This window comes from Streptomyces hundungensis, from assembly GCF_003627815.1.
GTDB lineage: Bacteria > Actinomycetota > Actinomycetes > Streptomycetales > Streptomycetaceae > Streptomyces > Streptomyces hundungensis_A.
This window is the reverse complement of record NZ_CP032698.1, coordinates 2,024,238-2,048,870: the sequence shown is the minus strand read 5'-3', so window position 1 is coordinate 2,048,870 and position 24,633 is coordinate 2,024,238. Positions and strand designations below refer to the sequence as shown.

Genomic DNA, 24,633 nt, shown 5'->3' with positions numbered 1-24,633 from the left:
TTACGCTCGGCCCCATGGACGAGATGCGGCCGCACGACGACACGACGTACTGCGACGCGGGACCGGGAGCGGGACCGGGGCCCGCCACCGAAGCCCCCGCGCCCGGCTCCCCGAACGAACCCTTCGCCGAGTGCGTGCTGTGCCGTGAGCCCACCGAGTACCCGGAGTCGACGAAGGGCAGCACGCTCTGCCCGGTCTGCGAGTGGCAGGAAGCGCAGCGCACCGCCTGCTCCGGCTGACCGCTCAGTGCTGCGCGGCCCCGCGGATCAGGTCGGAGACCTTCACGAAGCGGTAGCCGCGCTTGCGCAGCTCCGGCACGATGCGCTGGAGCGCGGTGTCGGTGACCGGCGCCGCGCTGCGCGTGCAGTGCATCACCACCAGCGACCCCGGCCTGACCCCGGCGAGCACCTGCTCGGCCACCGCGTTGGCGTCCGTCGCGAAGGCGTCCCCGCTCACCACGTCCCACTGGACGGCGGTCATCTTCAGCGGCGCGAGGGTGCGCAGGACCTCGTCGTCGTAGCAGCCGCCGGGGAAGCGGAAGTACGGCACGGCGTTGGTCACTCCGGCCTTCTTGAACTGGGCCGACGCCTTCTCCACATCGGCCAGTACCGCGTCCTTGTGCACCACGGGCAGGCCGTAGCAGTCGGACTTGAACGCGTAGTGGCTGTAGGAGTGGTTGCCGACCTCGAAGGCGGGGTCGGTCCCGATCGCCCGGGCCTCGGCCGGATACTCCTCGGCCCACCGCCCGGTCATGAACACCGTCGCGGGCACCTTCATCCGCCGGAGATCGGCGATGAGCCCGGGGTTGTCGAAGTGTTCGCCGCCCGCGGCGCGCGGCCCCTGGTCGGCCGTCATGTCGGCGTCGAAGGTCAGCGCGACGACCTTCTCGCCCCGGGGGTTCTCAGGAGCCCGCTTGAAGACGGGGGTGAGACTGCCGGGACCGGGCGCGAGAGTCGGGGCGCTCGCCGTCTTGGGCGCGCCCTCCCCCTGCGGGGCCGAGGGGGAGGGGCGGTCCGCGGAGTGGCGCGGGGCGGAGGCGGGGTCGGAGCCACAGCCGGCGAGCGCGGCACCGAGCAGGGCAACCGCGATCATTTTGCGTGCAGTAATGGTCACGAACGGAAAGTATCCGATCGTATCGGCACATTTGTTGAGGCTGGCCGTCCCTCAGCCGTCGTTGAGCAGTCGGCGCCTGCACTCCTCGACGTCGAAGTCGCCCGGCGGATACCGCGGGTCGAGCGCTTCCAGCTGTTCGAGGAGCAGCGTGCTGACCGCCCAGTCGCGATACCACTTGCGGTCGGCCGGCACGAGGTACCAGGGGGCGTCGGCGGTCGAGCAGCGCTCCAGCGCGATCTCGTACGCCTTCTGGTAGGCGGGCCACAGTCCCCGCTCGTCGATGTCGCCCGGGTTGAACTTCCAGTGCTTGTCGGGGTTGTCGAGGCGGGCGAGCAGACGGCGGCGCTGCTGCTCATAACTGATGTGCAGGAACACCTTGACGACGCTCACCCCGTCGTCGACGAGGGACCGTTCGAAGTCGTTGATCTGGTCGTAGCGGCGGTCGAGCCGCGAGCGCGGGACCAGCTCGCGCACCCGGGCGATCAGCACGTCCTCGTAGTGCGAGCGGTCGAAGATGCCGATCTCGCCGGGCCGGGGCAGCGCCTTGGTGACGCGCCACAGAAAGGGGTGGTCGAGCTCTTCGCGCGTCGGCGCCTTGAACGCCTGGATGCGGCAGCCCGACGGGTTGAACAGACCGATGACGTGCTTGACCGTGCCGCCCTTGCCGCTGGTGTCCATGCCCTGGAGCACCAGCAGGATCCGCCGCCGGTCGCCCGCGGTGCTCGCCGCGTACAACCGCTCCTGGAGGCCGGCGAGACGTTCCCCCATCCGGGCGGTGGCGGCCAGCCCCTCGGCCTTGTTCCGCGGCCCGGCGGGGGTCGCGTCGGCGGCGTACGCGGACAGGCGCACGCGTTCGCCGCCGGGGATGCGCAGCGCTTCACGGAGGCCGGGTCCGGGTTTCTTCCGGCCCTGCCCGGCCTTGTTCCTCTTGGCCACCGCGCACCCCTTCCCGACGCCTGGCGTTCCCTCGATCGTGCGATGGAACGGCGTCGGGCGCTACCGCTGGCGGCAGCCTCAGACGAGCTCGGCGGAGAGCGTGATGGTGGTCCCCGAAAGGGCCTGGCTCACCGGGCAGTTCTTCTTGGCGTCCTCCGCGGCCGCCTGGAAGCCGTCCGCGTCGAGGCCGGGGACCTCGCCGCGCACGGTGAGGTGGATGCCGGTGATGCCCTCGCCGGGCTGGAAGGTCACGTCGGCCTTGGTCTCCAGACGGGTGGGCGGGGTGCCCGCACCCGTCAGACCGTGCGAGAGGGCCATCGAGAAGCAGCTGGAGTGGGCGCCCGCGATGAGCTCCTCCGGGCTGGTCTTGCCATTGGCCTGCTCGGCGCGGGACGGCCAGGAGACCGCCTGCGAGGCGATGCCCGAGGAGTCGAAGGTGACGGTGCCGGAGCCCTTGAGGAGCTCGCCTTCCCAGACCGTGTGCGCCGTGCGCGTGGTGGCCATGATGTTTCCCTTCTGTGGCCGAGGGGGGCGATGGACGGATGCTGCGGCGCCCCCTCGGCCCCAAACCTACTGCCCCACAAGGCCCTTCGCGTCGCGGGCCAGCGCGGTCAGACGGGAGATGGCACGGAAGTACTTCTTGCGGTATCCGCCGTTCAGCATCTCGTCACTGAACAACCGGTCGAAGGGGACGCCCGAGGCGAGCACCGGCACCTCCCGGTCGTACAGCCGGTCGGCGAGCACCACCAGACGCAGCGCGGTCGACTGGTCCGGCACCGGACGCACATCGGTCAGGCACACCGCGCGGATCCCGTCCGTGAGCGCCCCGTACCGGCTGGGGTGCACCCGGGACAGGTGGTCCAGCAACTGCGGGAAGTCGTCGAGCGCGGCACCCTCGGTGGCGTACGCGGCCCGGGTGACCTGTTCGTCGGAGTACGGCGCGGGAGCCTCGGGCAGCCCGCGGTGGCGGTAGTCCTCGCCGTCGATCCGCAGCGGGCGGAAGTGCGCGGAAAGACCCTGGATCTCCCGCAGGAAGTCGGCGGCCGCGAACCGGCCCTCGCCGAGCTTGCCGGGCAGCGTGTTGGAGGTCGCGGCCAGCGCCACGCCCTGCTCGACGAGCCTGCTCAGCAGCGAGGAGACGAGGACGGTGTCGCCGGGGTCGTCGAGCTCGAACTCGTCGATGCACAGCAGCCGGTGGCCGCCCAGGGTCTGCACGGTCTGCTGGAAGCCGAGCGCGCCGACCAGATTCGTCAGCTCGACGAACGTGCCGAAGGCCTTGAGCGCCGGCTCGGCCGGAGTGGCGTGCCACAGCGAGGCGAGCAGATGGGTCTTGCCGACGCCGTACCCGCCGTCGAGGTACACCCCGCGCGGCCCGGGGGCCGCGGCCGGCTTCTTCGCGAACCAGCGTCGCTTGGCGCCCACCGCGTGCGCCCCGCCGAGCCCCGCCGCGAAGGAGGACAGCACGGTGACCGCCTCGGACTGGCTCGGCTGGTGGGGGTCCGGCACATACGTATCGAAACGGACCGAGTCGAACCGCGGGGGCGGCACCATCTCGGCGACCAGTCGATCGGCGGGGACATGGGGAGCGCGGGCGCACAAGGACGCCGGGGCCGCTTCGGTTATGGGGCTGGTCGACACAGTTCCCCACTGTAAGGGTCGTGCCAGACTGCACGGCATGCGACAACTGTTCCCTGTGACCGACCAGACACCGGCCGCCGAGAGCGCCGAAAGCGCCGGACAGTCCGGACACCCCCGGACCGCGGAACACGCCGCGGACACGGAGTGGTCGCTCGACCGGCTGGCCGACGCCTACGCCTATCCCCGCACGGACGGCCCCTGGCTGCGGGCCAACATGGTGTCCTCGCTCGACGGCGCGGGCCAGCACGAGGGCCGCTCCCAGCCCCTGTCGTCCGACACCGACATGCGGATCTTCGGCACCCTGCGCGCCCTCGCGGACGTCGTCGTGGTCGGTGCGGAAACGGTACGCCTGGAGGGCTATCGGCCGGCCAGGGCGCGGGCCGAGTTCGCCGAGCGCCGCAAGGCCGCCGGGCAGGGCCCCGCCCCCGCGATCGCCGTCGTCACCGCGGGCCTCGACCTCGACTTCTCGCTGCCCCTGTTCACCTCGCCGCTCGTACCCACCCTGATCCTGACCGGCGCCGCCGCCGACCCCGACCGGGTCCGGGAGGCCGAGCGGGCCGGCGCCGAGGTGGTGGTCGCGGGAGACGGCCCCGGCGTCGAGCCCCGCCGGGCCGTCCAGGCGCTGGCCGACCGGGGCCTGCCGCGGATGCTCACCGAGGGCGGCCCGCGGCTGCTCGGCCAGTTCGTCGCGGCCGGAGTCCTCGACGAGCTCTGTCTGACGGTCTCCCCGCTGCTGACCGCGGGCGACGCCCAGCGGATCGCCGGAGGCCCCCCGGTGGCGGTTCCGCAGCGGTTCGCGCCGACGTCGGTCCTGGAGGACGCCGGGTTCCTCTTCACGCGTTACCGTCGGATCTGACGAACGGCGGAATTTCCCGTTCCGGTTAGCTCACGCTGGGCACACTTATTCAGGCAGACCCCGTGCGGGCACGGGGAAGGATGGTTTCCGCAGGGGCCGGGCCCACCGCTCACGGTGGCCACGGCCATGGAGAGAACAGAAGGGCGCCTGTCGTGTTCACGAGCGTATTGATGATCGAGAAGCCCCTGACCTCCGTCGACGTGGAATTCGTCACCACTCTGCACGGAGACGAGCCGATCTCGTTCGTCGTGCTCATGCAGCCCAGAGGCGACCAGGACCGGCTGCTGCGCGCGATCGACGACGTGGCGCTCGGCGAACTCGAAGAGGCCGTCCGCGAAGGCGACGAACCGGAGGGCACGGCCGCCCAGGGCCCCGCCGAACTGGCCCTCCAGCACTCCCTCCAGTCCCTGCGGCAGGCGGGCAGCACGGCCGTGGGCCAGGTCGTGGACGACCACCCCCTGGACAAACTGAAGGGCGTGGTCGACGAGGTGGGCGCCGACGAGGTCATCGTCCTGACGGCCCCGCACTACGTGGAGGAGTTCTTCCACCGCGACTGGGCCTCGCGCGCCCGTCACAAGGTCGGCGTGCCGGTCCTCAAGCTGTTCGCCCACAGCGAGTAGCCCCCGACACCTCGCACGCCGTGCGTGTGCCCGCGGGCCCGTTCCTGCACGAACGGAGCCGTGTCGCGGCCGGAGCCCCCACAGGAATTAGGGTGGGGGCTCCTTCTGTACGTCGCACCCCGGGAGAGAACCGCATGGCATCCGCCATTCCCACCGCCATGGAACGGCCGCACTTCATCGGCATCGGCGGTGCCGGCATGTCGGGCATCGCGAAGATCCTGGCCCAGCGCGGGGCCCAGGTCGCGGGCAGCGATGCGAAGGAGTCCGCCACCGCCGAGGCGCTGCGGGCCCTCGGCGCCACCGTGCACATCGGCCACGCGGCGGGCCACCTCGCCCCCGACGCCACCTGTGTCGTCGTCTCCAGCGCGATCCGCGCCGACAACCCCGAGCTGGCCCGCGCCGCCGAGCTCTCGGTCCCCGTCGTGCACCGCTCGGACGCGCTCGCCTCCCTCATGGGCGGCCTGCGCTCCATCGCGGTGGCCGGCACCCACGGCAAGACGACCACCACCTCGATGCTGGCCGTCGCCCTCACCGAGCTGGGCCTTGACCCCTCGTACGCGATCGGCGGCGACCTCGAAGGCCCCGGCACCAACGCCCGGCACGGCGAGGGCGACATCTTCGTGGCCGAGGCCGACGAGAGCGACCGCAGCTTCCAGAAGTACGACCCCGAGGTCGCCATCGTCCTCAACGTCGAGCTCGACCACCACGCCAACTACGCCTCGATGGACGAGATCTACGACTCCTTCGAGATCTTCGTCGGCAAGGTCAGGCCCGGCGGCACCCTGGTGATCGCCGCCGACCAGCCCGGCGCGGTGGAACTCACCCGGCGCGTCCGCGACCTGTCCTCGCTCAAGGTCGTCACCTACGGCGAGTCCGAGACGGCGGACGTACGCGTCCACAAGGTCACCCCGCGCGGTCTCACCTCCGAGGTGACGGTCCTGCTGAACGGCAAGTTCCTGACCTTCACCGTCTCGGTCCCCGGCCGGCACTACGCCCACAACGCCGTGGCCGCGCTCGCCGCCGGCGTCGCCCTCGGCATCCCGGCGCACAACCTGGCCTCCGCGCTCGGCAAGTACACCGGCGTCAAGCGCCGCCTCCAGCTCAAGGGCGAGGCCAAGGGCGTGCAGGTCATCGACTCCTACGCGCACCACCCCACCGAGATGACCGCGGACCTGGAGGCGATGCGCGGCGCGTCCGACTCCCGCCTCCTGGTGGTCTTCCAGCCCCACCTCTTCTCCCGCACCCAGGAGCTCGGCAAGGAGATGGGCGAGGCCCTGGCGCTCGCCGACCTCTCCGTCGTCCTCGACATCTACCCCGCCCGCGAGGACCCGGTCCCCGGCGTCACCAGCGCACTGATCATCGACGCGGCCAAGGCGGCCGGCGCCACGGTCACGGCCGTCCACGACAAGACCACCGTCCCGGACGTGGTCGCGGGAATGGCGGCCCCGGGCGATCTCGTTCTCACCATGGGCGCGGGCGACGTGACGGACCTCGGCCCGGCCATCCTGGCCCGCCTGTCGAACTGATCCATCGCGATCCGACCCGATCCGATCCGAGCGAGGAGCACCCCATGGCGTACGAGGTCGAGAAGCCCGACGAGCAGTGGCGCGCGGAGCTGACCCCCGCCGAGTACCAGGTCCTGCGCCAGGCCGGCACGGAGCCCGCGTTCGTCGGTGAGTACACCGACACCAAGACCGAGGGCGTGTACTCGTGCCGCGCCTGCGGGGCCGAACTGTTCACCTCGGGCGAGAAGTTCGAGTCCCACTGCGGCTGGCCGAGCTTCTTCGACCCGAAGGACACCGAGGCCGTCGAACTCATCGAGGACCGCTCCCACGGCATGTCCCGCACCGAGGTCCGCTGCGCCCGCTGCGGCTCCCACCTGGGCCACGTCTTCGAGGGCGAGGGCTACCCGACCCCGACGGACCAGCGGTACTGCATCAACAGCATTTCGCTGCGGCTGGTGGAGAAGTAGGGCCGTAGAGCCGAGAACAACACCGAAGGGGCCGGCACGGACGCAGCGCGTCCTGCCGGCCCCTTCGCGTCTCGGCATCCGCTCGATGCGGGCGGCGAGGCTCACCTGAGTTCGCGAGGCTCACCTGTGTTCGTGGAGGCGGATTTCGGGGTGGCGGCCGTCGGTCTGCGCGGGGAGGGAGACGGCCGCGGCCCAGGTGCCGGGTACGGCGAGGTCCACCACGGTCCAGGAGGCGGGCGTGCCGGGCACCCCGGTGGCCACGGTCACCGGGTCCGAACTCTCCGGACGCGTCTCGACCGTACGCAGATCAGTCGTGATCCCGACGCCGACCGCCTTGAGCACGGCTTCCTTACGGGTCCAGCACCGCAGGAACGCCCGGGTGCGGGCATCCCCTTCCTCCGCCCCGAGCACGATCCGCCGCTCGGATTCGGTCAGGGTGGACGGCGCGAGCTCCTCGACCGGGAACTCGCGTACGAGCTCGACGTCCACGCCCACCGGGGCGTGAGCCACGGCGAGCATTCCGCAGCCGCCGGTGTGGGAAATGCTGATCCCCAGGGGCGTGTCCGGGTGGAGCACCGTGGGAGGCCCGTGCAGAGGATCGCCGCAGCCCGGGCAGGGGCGGCGGCCGAGGCCTATCTCCTCCGGTGCCACATCGAGCAGCGCGGAGAGGATCCGTCGGCTCGCCGCGCGCGCGGCGGCGTACCCCACGGCCGCCCCCGGGTGGACGAACCGCGCGGCGCGCTCACGCTCGTCCTCACTGAGCAGGGCCAGGTCGGCCGTGGCTATGGGGCCGTCTCCGGTACGCCACCACCAGGCGTGCGCGACGGCGGTGTCGGTTGCAAGGATCAAGGTCACGAGCGAACGCTACCGCCCTGGGCGGCGCCGAGCCGACGCTCAAGTTGACGCGGGATGAGCAGATCCGTAAGGTTCTTCGGGTTGCCAGGGAGCCGTAACGGTTCTGCGGCAACCGTCCGCCGCAGACTCTGCGGCACCCAACTCAGCACGATCTCCCGACCGGGATGAATTTCGGCATGCCGAATTCTTTCTTTCGGTCGGACGGCAGACTCGATTGTGAATCGGCCGGGGAAATCCGCTAGAGTTCGGGACGTCGGAACGGCCCAAAAGCCGGGAAGACAACCCCGCCCCGACGGGGAATCGGACACGAAAGCGTCTGATAGAGTCGGGAACACGAAATACCGAAGGGAAGCGCCCGGAGGAAAGCCCGAGAGGGTGAGTACGAAGGAAGCGTCCGTTCCTTGAGAACTCAACAGCGTGCCAAAAGTCAACGCCAGATTGACAACCCCGTATCCACTCCGGTGGATCGAGGTTCCTTTGAAAAGTCCTGTCGGCCTTCGCGGTCGGCAGGCGATTACACAGCGAGGACGCTGTGGACGGGCCGCCTTATTCCGGTGGTTCCGTCCCGCTCTTACGTGATGTGTGCACCCGATTACGGGTAAACATTCATGGAGAGTTTGATCCTGGCTCAGGACGAACGCTGGCGGCGTGCTTAACACATGCAAGTCGAACGATGAAGCCCTTCGGGGTGGATTAGTGGCGAACGGGTGAGTAACACGTGGGCAATCTGCCCTTCACTCTGGGACAAGCCCTGGAAACGGGGTCTAATACCGGATAACACTCCTCAGGGCATCTTGAGGGGTTAAAAGCTCCGGCGGTGAAGGATGAGCCCGCGGCCTATCAGCTTGTTGGTGGGGTAATGGCCTACCAAGGCGACGACGGGTAGCCGGCCTGAGAGGGCGACCGGCCACACTGGGACTGAGACACGGCCCAGACTCCTACGGGAGGCAGCAGTGGGGAATATTGCACAATGGGCGAAAGCCTGATGCAGCGACGCCGCGTGAGGGATGACGGCCTTCGGGTTGTAAACCTCTTTCAGCAGGGAAGAAGCGAAAGTGACGGTACCTGCAGAAGAAGCGCCGGCTAACTACGTGCCAGCAGCCGCGGTAATACGTAGGGCGCAAGCGTTGTCCGGAATTATTGGGCGTAAAGAGCTCGTAGGCGGCTTGTCACGTCGGATGTGAAAGCCCGGGGCTTAACCCCGGGTCTGCATTCGATACGGGCTAGCTAGAGTGTGGTAGGGGAGATCGGAATTCCTGGTGTAGCGGTGAAATGCGCAGATATCAGGAGGAACACCGGTGGCGAAGGCGGATCTCTGGGCCATTACTGACGCTGAGGAGCGAAAGCGTGGGGAGCGAACAGGATTAGATACCCTGGTAGTCCACGCCGTAAACGTTGGGAACTAGGTGTTGGCGACATTCCACGTCGTCGGTGCCGCAGCTAACGCATTAAGTTCCCCGCCTGGGGAGTACGGCCGCAAGGCTAAAACTCAAAGGAATTGACGGGGGCCCGCACAAGCAGCGGAGCATGTGGCTTAATTCGACGCAACGCGAAGAACCTTACCAAGGCTTGACATATACCGGAAACGGCTAGAGATAGTCGCCCCCTTGTGGTCGGTATACAGGTGGTGCATGGCTGTCGTCAGCTCGTGTCGTGAGATGTTGGGTTAAGTCCCGCAACGAGCGCAACCCTTGTTCTGTGTTGCCAGCATGCCCTTCGGGGTGATGGGGACTCACAGGAGACTGCCGGGGTCAACTCGGAGGAAGGTGGGGACGACGTCAAGTCATCATGCCCCTTATGTCTTGGGCTGCACACGTGCTACAATGGCCGGTACAAAGAGCTGCGATGCCGCGAGGCGGAGCGAATCTCAAAAAGCCGGTCTCAGTTCGGATTGGGGTCTGCAACTCGACCCCATGAAGTCGGAGTTGCTAGTAATCGCAGATCAGCATTGCTGCGGTGAATACGTTCCCGGGCCTTGTACACACCGCCCGTCACGTCACGAAAGTCGGTAACACCCGAAGCCGGTGGCCCAACCCCTTGTGGGAGGGAGCTGTCGAAGGTGGGACTGGCGATTGGGACGAAGTCGTAACAAGGTAGCCGTACCGGAAGGTGCGGCTGGATCACCTCCTTTCTAAGGAGCACAGCACCGTCTGTAGACAAATGTTCTACACGGTCAGCTCATGGGTGGAACGTTGACTATTCGGCACCAGTTGGTTCGGTGGGTTTGCGAGTACTGCTTCGGCGTGGAAAGCGAACACATCAACTGGCTGGGCCGGGCACGCTGTTGGGTATCTGAGGGTGCGGACCGTTTTGGTCTGCCCTTCTTGATGCCGGCCCCAGTGAACTCGAACCGGTTGGTTCGGGGTGGTGGGTGGCTGGTCGTTGTTTGAGAACTGCACAGTGGACGCGAGCATCTGTGGCCAAGTTTTTAAGGGCGCACGGTGGATGCCTTGGCACCAGGAACCGATGAAGGACGTGGGAGGCCACGATAGTCCCCGGGGAGCCGTCAACCAGGCTTTGATCCGGGGGTTTCCGAATGGGGAAACCCGGCAGTCGTCATGGGCTGTCACCCATACCTGAACACATAGGGTATGTGGAGGGAACGAGGGGAAGTGAAACATCTCAGTACCCTCAGGAAGAGAAAACAACCGTGATTCCGGGAGTAGTGGCGAGCGAAACCGGATGAGGCCAAACCGTATGCGTGTGATACCCGGCAGGGGTTGCGCATGCGGGGTTGTGGGATCTCTCTTTCACAGTCTGCCGGCTGTGAGACGAGTCAGAAACCGTTGATGTAGGCGAAGGACATGCGAAAGGTCCGGCGTAGAGGGTAAGACCCCCGTAGCTGAAACATCAACGGCTCGTTTGAGAGACACCCAAGTAGCACGGGGCCCGAGAAATCCCGTGTGAATCTGGCGGGACCACCCGCTAAGCCTAAATATTCCCTGGTGACCGATAGCGGATAGTACCGTGAGGGAATGGTGAAAAGTACCGCGGGAGCGGAGTGAAATAGTACCTGAAACCGTGTGCCTACAAGCCGTGGGAGCGTCGCGCATTGAGTTTACTCAATGCGTCGTGACTGCGTGCCTTTTGAAGAATGAGCCTGCGAGTTAGCGGTGTGTAGCGAGGTTAACCCGTGTGGGGAAGCCGTAGCGAAAGCGAGTCCGAACAGGGCGATTGAGTTGCACGCTCTAGACCCGAAGCGGAGTGATCTAGCCATGGGCAGGTTGAAGCGGCTGTAAGAGGTCGTGGAGGACCGAACCCACCAGGGTTGAAAACCTGGGGGATGACCTGTGGTTAGGGGTGAAAGGCCAATCAAACTCCGTGATAGCTGGTTCTCCCCGAAATGCATTTAGGTGCAGCGTCGTGTGTTTCTTGCCGGAGGTAGAGCACTGGATAGGCGATGGGCCCTACCGGGTTACTGACCTTAGCCAAACTCCGAATGCCGGTAAGTGAGAGCGCGGCAGTGAGACTGTGGGGGATAAGCTCCATGGTCGAGAGGGAAACAGCCCAGAGCATCGACTAAGGCCCCTAAGCGTACGCTAAGTGGGAAAGGATGTGGAGTCGCAGAGACAACCAGGAGGTTGGCTTAGAAGCAGCCACCCTTGAAAGAGTGCGTAATAGCTCACTGGTCAAGTGATTCCGCGCCGACAATGTAGCGGGGCTCAAGCGTACCGCCGAAGTCGTGTCATTCCAGCATATAGGGCCAACGCCTGCTGGGATGGGTAGGGGAGCGTCGTGTGCCGGGTGAAGCCGCAGCGGAAGCTAGTGGTGGACGGTTCACGAGTGAGAATGCAGGCATGAGTAGCGATACACACGTGAGAAACGTGTGCGCCGATTGACTAAGGGTTCCTGGGTCAAGCTGATCTGCCCAGGGTAAGTCGGGACCTAAGGCGAGGCCGACAGGCGTAGTCGATGGACAACCGGTTGATATTCCGGTACCCGCTTTGAAACGCCCAGTATCGAATCAGGCGATGCTAAGCCCGTGAAGCCGTTCCGGACCCTTCGGGGAAAGGAAAGTGGTGGAGCCGGTGACCCAGACTTGTAGTAGGTAAGCGATGGGGTGACGCAGGAAGGTAGTCCAGCCCGGGCGGTGGTTGTCCCGGGGTAAGGGTGTAGGACGTTGTCTAGGCAAATCCGGACAACACATAGTCTGAGACCTGATGCCGAGCCGATTGTGGTGAAGTGGATGATCCTATGCTGTCGAGAAAAGCCTCTAGCGAGTTTCATGGCGGCCCGTACCCTAAACCGACTCAGGTGGTCAGGTAGAGAATACCGAGGCGTTCGGGTGAACTATGGTTAAGGAACTCGGCAAAATGCCCCCGTAACTTCGGGAGAAGGGGGGCCATCACCGGTGATAGCACTTGCTGCTTGAGCTGGGGGTGGCCGCAGAGACCAGCGAGAAGCGACTGTTTACTAAAAACACAGGTCCGTGCGAAGCCGTAAGGCGATGTATACGGACTGACGCCTGCCCGGTGCTGGAACGTTAAGGGGACCGGTTAGTCACATTTCGGTGTGGCGAAGCTGAGAACTTAAGCGCCAGTAAACGGCGGTGGTAACTATAACCATCCTAAGGTAGCGAAATTCCTTGTCGGGTAAGTTCCGACCTGCACGAATGGCGTAACGACTTCTCGACTGTCTCAACCATAGGCCCGGTGAAATTGCACTACGAGTAAAGATGCTCGTTTCGCGCAGCAGGACGGAAAGACCCCGGGACCTTTACTACAGTTTGATATTGGTGTTCGGTTCGGCTTGTGTAGGATAGGTGGGAGACTTTGAAGCGGCCACGCCAGTGGTTGTGGAGTCGTCGTTGAAATACCACTCTGGTCGTGCTGGATGTCTAACCTCGGTCCGTGATCCGGATCAGGGACAGTGTCTGATGGGTAGTTTAACTGGGGCGGTTGCCTCCTAAAGAGTAACGGAGGCGCCCAAAGGTTCCCTCAGCCTGGTTGGCAATCAGGTGTTGAGTGTAAGTGCACAAGGGAGCTTGACTGTGAGACCGACGGGTCGAGCAGGGACGAAAGTCGGGACTAGTGATCCGGCGGTGGCTTGTGGAAGCGCCGTCGCTCAACGGATAAAAGGTACCCCGGGGATAACAGGCTGATCTTCCCCAAGAGTCCATATCGACGGGATGGTTTGGCACCTCGATGTCGGCTCGTCGCATCCTGGGGCTGGAGTCGGTCCCAAGGGTTGGGCTGTTCGCCCATTAAAGCGGTACGCGAGCTGGGTTTAGAACGTCGTGAGACAGTTCGGTCCCTATCCGCTGCGCGCGCAGGAACATTGAGAAGGGCTGTCCCTAGTACGAGAGGACCGGGACGGACGAACCTCTGGTGTGCCAGTTGTCCTGCCAAGGGCATGGCTGGTTGGCTACGTTCGGAAAGGATAACCGCTGAAAGCATCTAAGCGGGAAGCCTGCTTCGAGATGAGTGTTCCCACCTCCTTGAGAGGGTAAGGCTCCCAGTAGACGACTGGGTTGATAGGCCAGATGTGGAAGCCCGGTAACGGGTGGAGCTGACTGGTACTAATAGGCCGAGGGCTTGTCCTCAGTTGCTCGCGTCCACTGTGTTTGTTCTGAAGCAATGAACTCCCGCATGCCCTGATGGGGTGTGTGCCGGTTGAGTTCAACTTCATAGTGTTTCGGTGGTCATAGCGTTAGGGAAACGCCCGGTTACATTCCGAACCCGGAAGCTAAGCCTTTCAGCGCCGATGGTACTTCAGGGGGGACCCTGTGGGAGAGTAGGACGCCGCCGAACAAATTTTGGGGAAAGCCCCGCACCAGACCGTAAAAGATTACGGTCACGGTGCGGGGCTTTTTCGCGTTTGCGAGGCGGCGCAGCGCCGCGCGCCGCGCCCTTTTCAGGCCGGCTGCAACAGGTCCCAGCGATTTCCGTACAGGTCCTCGAAAACGGCCACCGAACCGTACGGCTCATGCCGTGGGTCCTCCAGGAAACGGACTCCGGCCGCCAACATGCGGGTGTGGTCGCCCGCGAAGTCCTCGGTGTGGAGGAAGAAGCCGACCCGGCCGCCGGTCTGGGCGCCCACGCTGGCGAGTTGAGCCTCGTCCTTGGCGCGGGCCAGGAGCAGCGAGACCGCGCCATGCGCGCTGCCGCGCGGCCGGACCACCACCCAGCGCGAGCCGTCCCCGCGATCGGTGTCCTCGGCCAGCTCGAAGCCGAGGGCCCCGGTGTAGAAATCAATGGCCTCGTCGTAGTCGCGTACGACGAGCGTGATGAGTGCGATGTGCGCCATGCCCTCCAGGTTATACGTAGTACGTATTTCCGGCGCGCGCGGTGGAACAATGCGGGCATGGATCTCGACCTTGACCGGCTCGTCGGGCGCGCCCGGGGCCTCATCGTTCCCGGACGGCGCCGCATTCTCGGTATCGCGGGGCCACCCGGTGCCGGAAAGTCCACGCTGGCAAGGGAGTTGGTGGCACGGCTCGGCGAGGAGGCCGTTCTCGTACCCATGGATGGATTCCACCTCGCCAACGCCGAGCTGCGCCGGCTGGGGCGTGCCGAACGCAAAGGCGCGCCCGACACCTTTGACGCCGCCGGCTACGCCGCGCTGCTCGCCCGGCTGCGCTCGCCCCTGCCCGGCACGGTCGTGTACGCGCCGGACTTCGACCGGTCCCTGGAGGAGGCGTTGGCCGGAAGTATCCCGGTGGCCCCGCAGATCCCGCTCGTCGTGACCGAGGGCAATTACCTGCTGCACGACGAAGGGGCGTGGGCGCAGGTCAGGGATCTCGTCGACGAGATCTGGTACCTCCATCTCGACGGTGCGGAGCGGGTGCGTCGGCTGGTCGATCGTCATGTGAGGCACGGGAAGTCCCGGCCGGATGCGCAGCGGTGGGTCGAGGGGTCCGACGAGGCCAACGCGTCTTTGGTGGCCGCCGGACGCGCGCGGGCGGATCTTGTCATCACCGAGGTGCTCACTGGGTAGGCTCGCAGCTCTGGCGACCGTGCAAGGGAAGGCAGCTGACGTGGGGATATTCCGACGAGGGCCCAAGCGGGACGCGAGCGACGTCCCGAGGGACCCCGAGTTCGGCTTCTTCTCGAACGACGAGGGTGCCCGCTTTCGAGCTGTGGTCAGGGAAGCGTTCGCGGAGCTGGGTCTTGAGGTGACCGTCTACGCGGATTCCGTGCGGGACAGCGGCGGGCGCCGCTTCGGCCTGGGCAACCTCGCGGCCGTCTGCCACAACGAGCCCCGCGGCCCGCGTGTGTGGCCGGAACTCATTCGTAAGCACGTCGCCATGGTGTTGCGCACCATGGACGCACCGTCCGCGCTCGAGACCCTGCCGCCCGAGCAGATCCGGGCCCAGCTCTACCCGCGCGTGATCAGCGGCGACGGCCTTGACCCGCAGAGCTTCGGCTATGCGCGCAGTGTGGCGCCGGGACTGTACGAGATCCTCGCGCTCGACCTACCCGAGAGCGTCATGATGCTGACCGACGAGGCTCTCGAGCCCCTCGGGCACGTTCCCGACCTGCGCGAACAGGCCCTGCGCAATCTGCGGGAGCTGCCCGTGGAGGCACATGAGACGGTCAAGGGCGACGACGGGACGCGCTTCGAGATCGTGGTGGGGGACTCCTTCTACACGGCGAGCCGTGTGCTCGCCCTGGAGAGCGTCGTCCGCGAGGTCACCGGCAGCGGGCTCCCGCCGGAAGGCGCACTCGTGGCGATGCCTTTCCGCCACCAGCTCGCCTTCCACGTCATTCGCGATTCCGGCATGGTCCTCGCGCTCAACGCGATGGCCTCGTTCGCCGCCGCGGGCTACGAGGACACGCCCGGGTCGATCAGCCCGTACGTCTACTGGTGGCGCGGCGGCGTGCTGACGCAGCTCAGCGACCGGGACGGGGAGGGCCTGCGCATCGTGGTCGGCGAGGAGTTCGGCGAGCTGCTTGAGAAGCTCGTCGAGGACGAGACGGAGGGGCTCTGAACAGGAGGACGCGGCGCCGGCAGCGGGCCCCCTCGGCGACCAGGAAGTCGGTCAGTTTGGCCAAGTAAGACCACTCGTCGATGGGGTCCGCGTGCCAGGCCAGAGGTCATGGCCGTCTCGTCGGCGGCCCGGGGGCTGCCGCCAGCCACGCCGTCCAGTGGTCACCAAGCGGAAGCTCGCCTGCGGGCCGACCGGCGGGCAGGATGAGGGCATGACGACGACGTCCACTCCCGCGCCCTTCACCGCCGACGACTACCGGGCCCGCATGGCCCGCGCCGCCGAGTCCGCCGCCGAGGCCGGACTGGCCGGCGTGCTGGTCGCGCCCGGCCCCGACCTCGTGTATCTCACCGGGTACCGGCCGACCGCGGTCACCGAGCGGCTCACCGTTCTGGTGCTCGCGGCCGTCCAGGAGCCGGTCCTGGTGGTGCCGACCCTGGAGGCGCCCGACGCCGAACACGCCGACGGTGCCGCCGCGTTGACCCTGCGCGACTGGACCGACGGCAAGGACCCCTACGCGGTGACGGCCCCGCTCCTCGACGTCAACGGCCGATTCGGCGTGAGCGACAACGCCTGGGCTATGCATCTGCTCGGCTTCCAGAAGGAGTTGCCCGGCACCTCCTACGTCTCACTGACCGAGGCGCTGCCCATGTTGCGCGCCGTCAAGGACGAGCACGAGCTGGCCCGCCTCGACGCGGCGGGGGCTGCGGCGGACGAGGCGTACGGCGAGATCGTGAAGGTGGCGTTCGCGGGCCGCAAGGAGACGGACGTCGCCGCCGATCTGGCCGCTCTGCTGCTCACGTACGGCCACTCGCAAGTGGACTTCACCGTGGTCGGCTCCGGGCCGAACGGCGCCAACCCGCACCACGAGGCGGGCGACCGCACGATCGAGCACGGCGACATGGTCGTCCTCGACTTCGGCGGGCTCAAGCACGGTTACGGATCCGACACCACCCGTACCGTCCACGTCGGCGAACCCAGCGCGGCCGAGCAGCGCGTCCACGACGTGGTGCGCGAGGCGCAGCAGGCGGGCTTCGACGCGGTACGGCCCGGTGTCGCCTGCCAGGACATCGACCGTGCGGCGCGTGCCGTGATCGCGGACGCCGGATACGGCGAGTACTTCATCCACCGCACCGGCCACGGCATCGGCGTGACCACCCACGAGCCGCCGTACATGATCGAGGGTGAGGAGCGCCCTCTGGTGCCCGGGATGTGCTTCTCGATCGAGCCGGGCATCTATCTGCCGGGCCGGTTCGGCGTCCGTATCGAGGACATCGTCACCGTGACGAGTGACGGCGGTCGGCGTTTGAACAACACCGACCGCGCCATGGCGATCGTCGAGTAACACGGCGTAGTGGTACGGGTGTTGGCGGGTCGAGGCGCCCGGGCCTCACGGTTTAGGGGCCCAGGACCGCAGCCGACTCCGGTGGCATCAGGACGAGCCCGTCCGCCCCCGGCGCCTCGACCGGCTCCCAGGCCGCGAGGACCCGGCCGCCGCCCCCGATCTTGATCCTCACCGCTTCCTTGGAGAGGTTGACCACGACCCGCAGATCGCCGCGCCGATAGGTCAGCCAGCGCGCCTCCTCGTCATGGGCCACCTTGACGGCCGCGAGATCGGGGTCCGTCAGGTCGGCTCGGGCGCGGCGCAGCGCGATGAGCTCCTGGTGCCAGGCGAGGAGCCGCGCGTGGGGTCCGGCCGCGGGCTCCGTCCAGTCCAGGCACGACCGTTCCCGGGTCGCCGGGTCCTGCGGATCGGGGATGTCCTCGGCCGACCAGCCGTGGGAGGTGAACTCCCGCCGCCTGCCCTCCCGTACGGCTCGCGCGAGCTCGGGGTCGGTGTGGTCGGTGAAGAACTGCCAGGGTGTGGAGGCGCCCCACTCCTCGCCCATGAACAGCATCGGCGGGAACGGGCTCGTCAGCGTGAGCGTCGCCGCGCAGGCCAGCAGGCCGGGCGACAGGGTGGCGGAGAGGCGGTCGCCCTGGGCCCGGTTGCCGATCTGGTCGTGGGTCTGCGCATAGCCGAGGAAGCGGTGCGCGGGGGTGCGGACGCGGTCGACGGGGCGCCCGTGGGTGCGGCCCCGGAAGCTCGAATACGTACCGTCGTGGAAGAAGACCCGGGTCAGGGTCTTGGCGAGGGCCGAGAGCGGGGCGCGCGCGAAGTCGGCGTAGTAGCCCTGGGATTCACCGGTCAGCGCGGTGTGCAGGGCGTGGTGGAAGTCGTCGTTCCACTGGGCGTGCAGCCCGAGGCCGCCCTGTCCGCGCGGTGTCGTCGTGCGGGGATCGCAGGTGTCGGACTCGGCGATGAGGAAAAGCGGCCGGTGCACCTCGACGGCGAGCGCGTCGACGGCCGTGGACAGCTCCTCCAGGAAGGAGTAGGCGCGGGTGTCGGCCAGGGCGTGCACCGCGTCCAGGCGCAGGCCGTCGAGACGGTAGTCGCGCAGCCAGGCCAGCGCGCTCTCCAGGAGGAAGGCGCGGACCTCGTCGGAGCCGGCGGCGTCCAGATTGACGGCCGAACCCCAGGGCGTGTGATGGGTGTCCGTGAAGTACGGGCCGAAGGCGGGCAGATGGTTGCCGGACGGGCCGAGGTGGTTGTGCACGACGTCCAGGACGACGCCGAGACCATGGGCGTGCGCCGCGTCGACAAAGCGCTTCAGGGCGTCGGGTCCGCCGTAGGGCTCGTGCACCGCCCAGAGGGAGACGCCCTCGTATCCCCAGCCGTGCCGTCCCGGGAACGGGCACACCGGCATCAGCTCGATGTGGCTGATCCCCAACTCGACGAGGTGGGGCAGCTGTTGGATGGCCGCGTCCAGGGTGCCCTCGGGGGTGAAGGTGCCGATGTGCAGCTCGTACAGGACGGCCCGTTGCAGGGAGCGGCCCTCCCACGGATGCCGCCAGGCGAACGTCTCGTGGACCACGACGGCGCTGAGGCCGTCCGGCCCGTCGGGCTGGCGGCGCGAGCGCGGGTCGGGCAGCACCGGACCGTCGTCCAGCACATATCCGTAGCGGTCGCCGGAGTGCCCCTCGGCCTCCGTCAGCCACCAGCCCGCGCGCACGGGATGGCGGCGCATGGGATGGGTCGCGCCCTCCAGGAGAAGGGCGGCCCGGTCGGTGTGCGGCGCCCACACTTCGAACAGCACTGGTGTGTCCCCCTGTCGTTACCGGTTGCGACCATGGTGCGACAGACGAGGGGGACACGCCCGGAATTCGGGACTACTTCCAGATCATGTTGATCGCGCGCTGGAAGACGACGTATCCGGCGCGGGCGAACGCGTTCGCCATGGGCACGTTGGGCAGGTCCGTGGCGGCCCGGATCCGCGGCACGTCCTGTTCCGCCAGGATCCGCGTCCCCTCGGAGAGGATGTCGTCGATGTAGCCGTGGCCGCGGTGGGCGGGCAGCACCCCGATGTAGGAGATGATCGGGTTGTAGTCGTTGCGGGCCGGGATCACGAACCCGACGGGCTCGCCGCCGTCCTTCAGCTCGGCGATCCGCCACCACGCGCGCGGCGTCGTGTACCGCTCGAACTCCTCCTCGTACATCAGCTCCGCCGACGCGCGCGGCGACATGGTGCGGAGCTCGTCACGGGTGTGCTCGTCGAGCGAGCCCTCCACGACGAGCGTCATCAGGGAGATGAGTTCCTCGCGGTCGGTGGCGGGGCGGAAGGTGAGCCGCGTCGAGGCTTCGGGAAGCGTAGTCCCGGGCCGCCACTCCAGGCGCAGCCGCTCCACGAGCGGGGTCGCGCCGGAGGCGGCCATGATGTTCAGCCTGGTCTCGACGACCTCGCGGGCGGCGGGGTCCTCGCGCCAGTCGCCGGGCACGAACCGGCCGTACTCGGGGCGTTGAGCACCCGCGGGCACCACGGCTGCGGTCGCGGTCTCCAGGAGGCGCAGGCCGATCTCGTGGCGCTCGGCAGCGGGCAGCGAGTCGTCGACGTCGAAGAAGTCGAGGCTCTGCGGCGCCCTGCCCCTCTTTCCGGCCCACCATGCGACGCGCGCCACGACGCGGTCCTCGCGCAGCGCCACCCACATCCACTCCGGGAGGCGGCGGCCACTGGCCAGATCCTCCGGCAACTCGTCGTCGAGGACATAGGAAAGCTGTTGGAAGAGCCCGAGTTCCCCGGGCCCGGCGAGCGGACGAAAGGTCGTGTCCGACGCGGAAGTCGTCAAGTAAGTCCCATCAAAGGAGCGGCAAGTCAGCGGACCCTAACAGCGCACCAGGGGTGTCGGGCAAGGCAATTACGACGGCCGTTGCCTCTGCGTCGCAGGTCAGCGGTGGGGGCGGTGGGGGACGGGGGCCTCCGGGGGAGCGTCACCTGCCGCTGGACACCTCCGGGCCCGGGGAAGGACAATCGCAGCTGTGACGCCCTCCTTCGAATCCCGGACCTCCTCCGCACCCGTACGGCTCTCCGACGCGGAGCGCGACCGGGTCCTGGATGTGCTGCGGGAGGGGGCCGCCGAGGGCAAGCTGTCGCACGACACCTTCCTGCGGCGCATGGAGCTGGCCCTCTCGGCCCAGCGGCCGGACGAACTGGTCGCGCTCACCGCCGACTTGGAGACCCGCAACCGCTGGTCCAAGGCCGTGTTCGGCGCGGTCAGCAGGGTCTCGGAGTTCTCCGTGTCGCTGCGCAGGGCCTGGCAGACGGAGCGGCTGCCCAAACTCCTCTTCCCCGCGCCGGGCCCGTATCCGCTGCGCATCGGCCGCGATCCGCACAACGGGCTCCGCCTGAGCCACGAGACGGTGTCGCGGGTGCACGCCGAGCTCGTCTTCCACTCCGGTACGTGGCAGTTGCGCGACCTGGGTTCCACCAACGGCACCTGTGTCAACGGGCGTCGGGTGACCGGGGTGGTCGCCGTGGCCGACGGCGACCAGGTCAGTTTCGGGCGGATGGCCTTCCGGCTCGCGACGAGTTGACCGTCCGGTTCGGCACGAGCTTCGCCGGCCCCCGCGGCCTGGTGAGTACCACCTGCCGCGCGGCCTCACTGCTGGTGCAGGCCCCGCCCCGCCAGGGTGAGGAACGTTTCGCCGACCGCTTCCGAGAGAGTGGGATGGGCGTGGATGTGGCGGGCCACGTCGGAGGGTTCGGCGTCCCAGCCGACGATGAGCTGGCTCTCCGCGATCATCTCCGACACGTTCGGCCCGACGAGATGGACCCCGAGCACCTGACCGTCCCGCGCGGCGACCACCTTCACCACCCCACCCTGCCCGTGGACCATGCCCTTCGCGACGGCCGTCAGCGGCATCGTGTTGACCACGACGTCGTCACCGCGGTTGCGGGCCTCGGCCTCGGTCAGGCCCACCGAGGCGGTCTGCGGTGAGGAGTACGTGACGCGGGGCACCGCCGTGTAGTCCACGGGCGGCGAAGCCACCTGGGCCAGCGTCTCGGCGACCAACAGGCCCTCGGCGAACGAGGCGTGGGCGAGACCGAGCGAGGGCGGCGGCAACAGGTCGCCGACCACATGGATGCCCGGTACCGCGGTCTCCAGGCGGGACCAGTCGGCCGGCGCGACGAAGCCCCGCTCGTCGACGGCGAGTCCGGCCGCCGCGAGGCCGAGCCCGTCGGTGACCGGCGCGCGGCCCACCGCGACCAGGAGGCGCTCCGCCTCGATTGGGCGGATCTCGCCGCGGGCCGTGCGCACCGAGGCCCGTACCCCGTCCGGCAGGACGCTCGCGTCCAGGAAGCGCGCTCCCGTCTGCACGTCGATGCCGCGCTTCTTCAGGCCCCGGGTCAAGTGGCGGCTGACGTCGGCGTCTTCGAGCGGCACCAGACGGTCGGCGGCCTCGACCAGGGTGACCTCGGCGCCCATCGACCGGTGGAACGAGGCGTACTCGACACCGATCGCCCCGCCACCGAGCACCAGCACCGATCCCGGCAGGCCGGGGGCGAACAGGGCGTCGTCGCTGGTGACCACATGCCGGCCGTCCGCCTGGAGGCCCGGCAGCATCCGGGGACGCGAACCGGTGGCCAGCACAATGCCGCGTCGGGCGGAGAAGTTCCCGTATCCCTCGATGAACACACCGCGTGGGCCCGTCAGTTGGGCGCTGCCGCGCAGCACCCGGACGCCGGCGTGCGCGAGATGTCCCTCGACGCCCTTGTGGTTGCGCGAGACGATGTCGTCGCGGGTCGCCACCAGCGCCTGCCAGTCGATCGAGTCGACGCTCGCCTTGACCCCCCACCTCTCGCGCGCCTCGGCGATCCCGTCCACGAGTTCGGCGGCGTGCAGCATCGCCTTGCTGGGGATGCAGCCGCGGTGCAGACAGGTGCCGCCGACCTTGTCGCGCTCGGCGAGCACGACCGTCAGGCCGAGGGCGGCCGCGCGCAGAGCGGTCGCATAGCCGCCGGTGCCCCCGCCGATCACGATCACATCGACAAGGCGGTCGTCGCTCGTGGCGGGGGCCGTCGTGCGGCCCCGGGTGGACGCGTTCGGGTCCGCGATCGGGTTCCCGCTCAAGCTGGCGGTCGGGTTGTCGGTCAGGTTGTCGGTCATGGAAGAAGCCTCCGCCCGGACGCTGCCATGAGTCCAAGGCAATGTTCTTGTGAGGTCGATGCACGATGCTTATGGGTGCTTGGGGATCATGCTGGTGGTGTGCCGAGCACGGCACATGAGGGCGACGGGACCGGGGGAGCGGCATGAGCCTGCGACAGATGGAGTACTTCGTCACGGTCGTCGAGGAGACGTCGTTCACCCGGGCCGCCGAGCTGCTGCACGTCACCCAGCCGGCGCTCTCCCACCAGATCAAGGCGCTGGAGCGGGCCGTCGGAGGCGAGCTGCTCGAACGGCTGCCGCGTGGCGTGCGCCTCACACCCATGGGCCGCGCCTTCCTGCCGCACGCCCGGCTCGCGGTCCGCAGCGCCCTCCAGGCCCGGCGCGCGGCCCGCGCGGCGGCCGGCTCCGAGGGAGGCGAACTGCACATCGCCTCCCTGCACTCGGTGGCGGTCGGCGTGCTGCCCGAGACCTTCGCCCGCTGGCGGCGTACCCATCCCGGCGTGCAGCTGCTCCTCCACGAGTACGCCTCCACCGAGGCGCTGGAGGAGTCGCTGGAGCGTGGCGCCGCCGACCTGGCCGTCGGCCCGTCGCCGCGGCACTGGCAGGGGCCCGTGGTGCCGGTCGGCGAGGAGGAGATCGCGCTCGTCGTCGCCTTCGACGACCCCCTGGCGGGCCGCGCCTCGGTACGTCTCGAAGAGCTCGCGGACCACGCCTGGGTGCGGTGCGCGATGGAGCCCGTCGTCGAGGGGCGCCCCTTCCTCGACCTGGTCTGTGAACGCGCCGGCTTCACCCCGCGCACCGTCGTGCGCACCGAGCACACCTCGACGGCGGTGCGGATGGCCGCCGCCGGGGTCGGCGTGGTCGCCGTGCCCACCCATGTCGTGCGCGGAGGGATCGGCGAGGACTGTGTGCTGCTCTCGGTCGACCCCGCCTGGAAGCGTGCGCTGACGGTGTTCTCGCGGGTCGAGCTGGTCGGCGCCGCCGCCTTCACCGAGCTGCTGCGGGCCTGCGCGCCGTACGGCACGAGCACCCTCTCACCCGTACGGCCGAACGCCGATCGCGACTGCCGAGCCGAAGTGGTCGGCTGAGAGCAGCCAGTCGCCGGGCCCGGGCGTCGTCGGACAGGACCGCGGGTCGGACACGACCGCGCCCACCGGGCGCCGACGGGGGAGGCGCGCCATGACGACGATCGAGCCGCCGGCACCCGTGGCCGTGACACCCGGGACGTCCACCGCCCCCGCCGCGGCGCTCTCGCTGCTCGGGCCCGCCGCCCGCCGCGACCCGTACGCCTTCTATCGGGTCCTGCGCGAGGAGCATCCCCTGGTGTGGGACGACGGCCTCGGGGCGTGGCTGGTCGGGCGGTACGCGGACGTCGCACCCGCGCTCGGCGGCGGCGGGCTCGTCGGGGCGCGCGGGGGGCCCTGCTGCGGGCCGGGGACGGTGCGCTGCGCCCAGGAGTACACGGTGCCCGAGAGCGCGTTCGCCCTGCTGCGCGAGGTGTGTGCGCGCACCGCCTATGTGCTGGCCCGTCGGCTGGCCGGGCGCCAAGAGGCCGACCTGGTCGAGGAGTTCTGCCGCTGGCTGCCGACCGGCACGATCGCCGCGGCGACCGGACTGTCCTACGCGACGGTCCTCGGCCACGCCGGTGATCTGCCCTCCCGTAGCCGGGCAAAGGCGCCCGCCGCCACCGACGTGGGTCGCGGTCGGGGCGGTACGGGTGTCGCGCTGCTCGCGGCGCGCTGTGCGGGCCAGGCGGTCCTCACCGGTCGGGCGCTCGCCTCCCTGATGGCCAACCTCCTTGCCAATCCTGAGCAGTTGGAGCTGGTGAGGGCGGTGCCGGCGCTGACAGGGCAGGCGTGGGACGAATCGCTGCGGCGCAACCCGCCCGTCCATGTGGTGCTGTGCCGGGCCCGCCAGGACCTCGCGATGTCCGGCGGCACCATCCCGGCGGGCGCCGCCGTCGCCCTCCTCGTCGGGGCCGCCAACCGCGACCCCGACCGGTTCGCCGACCCCGACCTCTTCGATCTGCACCGCACCGCTCCGGGCGCGCTGACCCTGGGGCCCGCCCACTGCCCGGACGCCCGCGTCGCCGAGCTCCAGGCGGAGTGCGCGGTGGGGGCCCTGCTCGACGCCATGCCGGGACTGCGCAGGGCCGACACCTTCGACGCGGCCGAGACGGGTCTGCTCACCCGCGCGCCGCGCCGCCTTCTCGTACGACCCTGCTGAGCAGGGG

General features: G+C 68.4%; 20 protein-coding genes and 3 rRNA genes. 14 read left to right on the top strand and 9 right to left on the bottom strand.

Annotated elements, in window-relative coordinates; all coding sequences use genetic code 11:
• Positions 1-14: 14 nt before the first annotated feature.
• A complete protein-coding gene (locus tag DWB77_RS09125; RefSeq protein ID WP_246033472.1) occupies positions 15-239 on the top strand; it encodes a hypothetical protein in 225 nt (74 codons plus the stop codon).
• A 4-nt stretch (positions 240-243) separates the two neighbouring features.
• Here the strand turns inward: DWB77_RS09125 and DWB77_RS09120 are convergent, their stop codons facing one another.
• From DWB77_RS09120 to zapE, 4 genes are all read right to left on the bottom strand, one after another.
• Entirely contained in the window at positions 244-1,092 is an 849-nt protein-coding gene (locus DWB77_RS09120) for a polysaccharide deacetylase family protein (RefSeq protein WP_120720770.1), read from the bottom strand.
• A 72-nt stretch (positions 1,093-1,164) separates the two neighbouring features.
• Positions 1,165-2,049 (bottom strand): polyphosphate kinase 2 family protein, encoded by an 885-nt coding sequence (locus DWB77_RS09115; RefSeq protein ID WP_120720769.1) that lies wholly within the window; start codon positions 2,047-2,049, stop codon positions 1,165-1,167.
• A gap of 78 nt (positions 2,050-2,127) precedes the next feature.
• The gene (locus DWB77_RS09110) at positions 2,128-2,553 is read right to left on the bottom strand and encodes an OsmC family protein (protein ID WP_120720768.1); all 426 of its coding nucleotides are present in this window, start codon (positions 2,551-2,553) and stop codon (positions 2,128-2,130) included.
• A 66-nt stretch (positions 2,554-2,619) separates the two neighbouring features.
• On the bottom strand, positions 2,620-3,726 hold the full coding sequence (zapE, locus tag DWB77_RS09105) for a cell division protein ZapE (RefSeq protein ID WP_120727557.1): 1,107 nt from the start codon (positions 3,724-3,726) through the stop codon (positions 2,620-2,622).
• On the opposite strand from zapE, the gene DWB77_RS09100 reads away from it, so the two are divergent.
• The 4 genes from DWB77_RS09100 to msrB all read left to right on the top strand — a co-directional run bounded on the left by DWB77_RS09100 (position 3,725) and on the right by msrB (position 7,135).
• Positions 3,725-4,543, top strand: coding sequence for a pyrimidine reductase family protein (locus DWB77_RS09100; protein ID WP_174248527.1), 819 nt, complete (start codon positions 3,725-3,727; stop codon positions 4,541-4,543). The genes zapE and DWB77_RS09100 overlap by 2 nt on opposite strands.
• Positions 4,544-4,695: 152 nt before the next feature.
• Positions 4,696-5,163: an indole-3-glycerol phosphate synthase gene (locus DWB77_RS09095; protein ID WP_120720766.1), complete on the top strand. Its 468-nt coding sequence runs from the start codon at positions 4,696-4,698 to the stop codon at positions 5,161-5,163.
• A gap of 134 nt (positions 5,164-5,297) precedes the next feature.
• Positions 5,298-6,689, top strand: coding sequence for a UDP-N-acetylmuramate--L-alanine ligase (gene murC, locus DWB77_RS09090; RefSeq protein ID WP_120720765.1), 1,392 nt, complete (start codon positions 5,298-5,300; stop codon positions 6,687-6,689).
• Positions 6,690-6,733: 44 nt separating this feature from the next.
• Positions 6,734-7,135, top strand: a complete 402-nt coding sequence (msrB, locus tag DWB77_RS09085; RefSeq protein WP_120720764.1) for a peptide-methionine (R)-S-oxide reductase MsrB — start codon at positions 6,734-6,736, stop codon at positions 7,133-7,135.
• Between the two features lie 120 nt (positions 7,136-7,255).
• Here the strand turns inward: msrB and DWB77_RS09080 are convergent, their stop codons facing one another.
• Entirely contained in the window at positions 7,256-7,990 is a 735-nt protein-coding gene (locus DWB77_RS09080; protein ID WP_246033471.1) for a 4'-phosphopantetheinyl transferase family protein, read from the bottom strand.
• 605 nt (positions 7,991-8,595) lie between these two features.
• On the opposite strand from DWB77_RS09080, the gene DWB77_RS09070 reads away from it, so the two are divergent.
• From DWB77_RS09070 to rrf, 3 genes are all read left to right on the top strand, one after another.
• Positions 8,596-10,121: ribosomal RNA gene (locus DWB77_RS09070) — 16S ribosomal RNA — on the top strand.
• A 287-nt stretch (positions 10,122-10,408) separates the two neighbouring features.
• Positions 10,409-13,532, top strand: a 23S ribosomal RNA gene (locus DWB77_RS09065).
• A 91-nt stretch (positions 13,533-13,623) separates the two neighbouring features.
• Positions 13,624-13,740: ribosomal RNA gene (rrf, locus tag DWB77_RS09060) — 5S ribosomal RNA — on the top strand.
• Together the 16S, 23S and 5S rRNA genes form the textbook arrangement of a ribosomal RNA operon.
• A 103-nt stretch (positions 13,741-13,843) precedes the next feature.
• Here rrf and DWB77_RS09055 read toward each other — a convergent pair.
• Entirely contained in the window at positions 13,844-14,236 is a 393-nt protein-coding gene (locus DWB77_RS09055; RefSeq protein WP_120720763.1) for a VOC family protein, read from the bottom strand.
• Positions 14,237-14,293: 57 nt separating this feature from the next.
• Here DWB77_RS09055 and DWB77_RS09050 point away from each other — a divergent pair, with 57 nt between their 5' ends.
• The 3 genes from DWB77_RS09050 to DWB77_RS09040 all read left to right on the top strand — a co-directional run bounded on the left by DWB77_RS09050 (position 14,294) and on the right by DWB77_RS09040 (position 17,262).
• A complete protein-coding gene (locus DWB77_RS09050) occupies positions 14,294-14,926 on the top strand; it encodes a nucleoside/nucleotide kinase family protein (RefSeq protein ID WP_120720762.1) in 633 nt (210 codons plus the stop codon).
• Between the two features lie 40 nt (positions 14,927-14,966).
• A complete protein-coding gene (locus DWB77_RS09045; protein WP_120720761.1) occupies positions 14,967-15,920 on the top strand; it encodes a hypothetical protein in 954 nt (317 codons plus the stop codon).
• A gap of 211 nt (positions 15,921-16,131) precedes the next feature.
• Positions 16,132-17,262, top strand: a complete 1,131-nt coding sequence (locus DWB77_RS09040; RefSeq protein WP_120720760.1) for an aminopeptidase P family protein — start codon at positions 16,132-16,134, stop codon at positions 17,260-17,262.
• Positions 17,263-17,314: 52 nt separating this feature from the next.
• Here the strand turns inward: DWB77_RS09040 and treZ are convergent, their stop codons facing one another.
• Entirely contained in the window at positions 17,315-19,054 is a 1,740-nt protein-coding gene (gene treZ / locus DWB77_RS09035; protein ID WP_120720759.1) for a malto-oligosyltrehalose trehalohydrolase, read from the bottom strand.
• Positions 19,055-19,127: 73 nt separating this feature from the next.
• Entirely contained in the window at positions 19,128-20,081 is a 954-nt protein-coding gene (locus DWB77_RS09030) for a GNAT family N-acetyltransferase (protein WP_120720758.1), read from the bottom strand.
• Between the two features lie 190 nt (positions 20,082-20,271).
• Here DWB77_RS09030 and DWB77_RS09025 point away from each other — a divergent pair, with 190 nt between their 5' ends.
• Positions 20,272-20,826, top strand: coding sequence for a DUF1707 and FHA domain-containing protein (locus tag DWB77_RS09025; RefSeq protein WP_120720757.1), 555 nt, complete (start codon positions 20,272-20,274; stop codon positions 20,824-20,826).
• 65 nt (positions 20,827-20,891) lie between these two features.
• Here the strand turns inward: DWB77_RS09025 and lpdA are convergent, their stop codons facing one another.
• Positions 20,892-22,400: a dihydrolipoyl dehydrogenase gene (gene lpdA / locus DWB77_RS09020; RefSeq protein WP_120720756.1), complete on the bottom strand. Its 1,509-nt coding sequence runs from the start codon at positions 22,398-22,400 to the stop codon at positions 20,892-20,894.
• A gap of 143 nt (positions 22,401-22,543) precedes the next feature.
• Between lpdA and DWB77_RS09015 the strand changes: the two genes are divergently transcribed.
• Together DWB77_RS09015 and DWB77_RS09010 are read left to right on the top strand one after the other, a co-directional pair.
• Positions 22,544-23,488, top strand: coding sequence for a LysR family transcriptional regulator (locus DWB77_RS09015; protein ID WP_120720755.1), 945 nt, complete (start codon positions 22,544-22,546; stop codon positions 23,486-23,488).
• Positions 23,489-23,579: 91 nt separating this feature from the next.
• Positions 23,580-24,626, top strand: a complete 1,047-nt coding sequence (locus DWB77_RS09010) for a cytochrome P450 (RefSeq protein WP_120720754.1) — start codon at positions 23,580-23,582, stop codon at positions 24,624-24,626.
• Positions 24,627-24,633: the final 7 nt, after the last annotated feature.

Bases quoted from the DNA above. Each gene is read 5' to 3' on its own strand.
- DWB77_RS09125 (WP_246033472.1), top strand. From the start codon at position 15: ATGGACGAGATGCGGCCGCACGACGACACGACGTACTGCGACGCGGGA.
- DWB77_RS09120 (WP_120720770.1), bottom strand. From the start codon at position 1,092: ATGATCGCGGTTGCCCTGCTCGGTGCCGCGCTCGCCGGCTGTGGCTCC.
- DWB77_RS09110 (WP_120720768.1), bottom strand. From the start codon at position 2,553: ATGGCCACCACGCGCACGGCGCACACGGTCTGGGAAGGCGAGCTCCTC.
- DWB77_RS09100 (WP_174248527.1), top strand. From the start codon at position 3,725: ATGCGACAACTGTTCCCTGTGACCGACCAGACACCGGCCGCCGAGAGC.
- zapE (WP_120727557.1), bottom strand. From the start codon at position 3,726: ATGCCGTGCAGTCTGGCACGACCCTTACAGTGGGGAACTGTGTCGACC.
- murC (WP_120720765.1), top strand. From the start codon at position 5,298: ATGGCATCCGCCATTCCCACCGCCATGGAACGGCCGCACTTCATCGGC.
- msrB (WP_120720764.1), top strand. From the start codon at position 6,734: ATGGCGTACGAGGTCGAGAAGCCCGACGAGCAGTGGCGCGCGGAGCTG.
- DWB77_RS09055 (WP_120720763.1), bottom strand. From the start codon at position 14,236: ATGGCGCACATCGCACTCATCACGCTCGTCGTACGCGACTACGACGAG.
- DWB77_RS09050 (WP_120720762.1), top strand. From the start codon at position 14,294: ATGGATCTCGACCTTGACCGGCTCGTCGGGCGCGCCCGGGGCCTCATC.
- DWB77_RS09040 (WP_120720760.1), top strand. From the start codon at position 16,132: ATGACGACGACGTCCACTCCCGCGCCCTTCACCGCCGACGACTACCGG.
- lpdA (WP_120720756.1), bottom strand. From the start codon at position 22,400: ATGACCGACAACCTGACCGACAACCCGACCGCCAGCTTGAGCGGGAAC.
- DWB77_RS09015 (WP_120720755.1), top strand. From the start codon at position 22,544: ATGAGCCTGCGACAGATGGAGTACTTCGTCACGGTCGTCGAGGAGACG.
- DWB77_RS09010 (WP_120720754.1), top strand. From the start codon at position 23,580: ATGACGACGATCGAGCCGCCGGCACCCGTGGCCGTGACACCCGGGACG.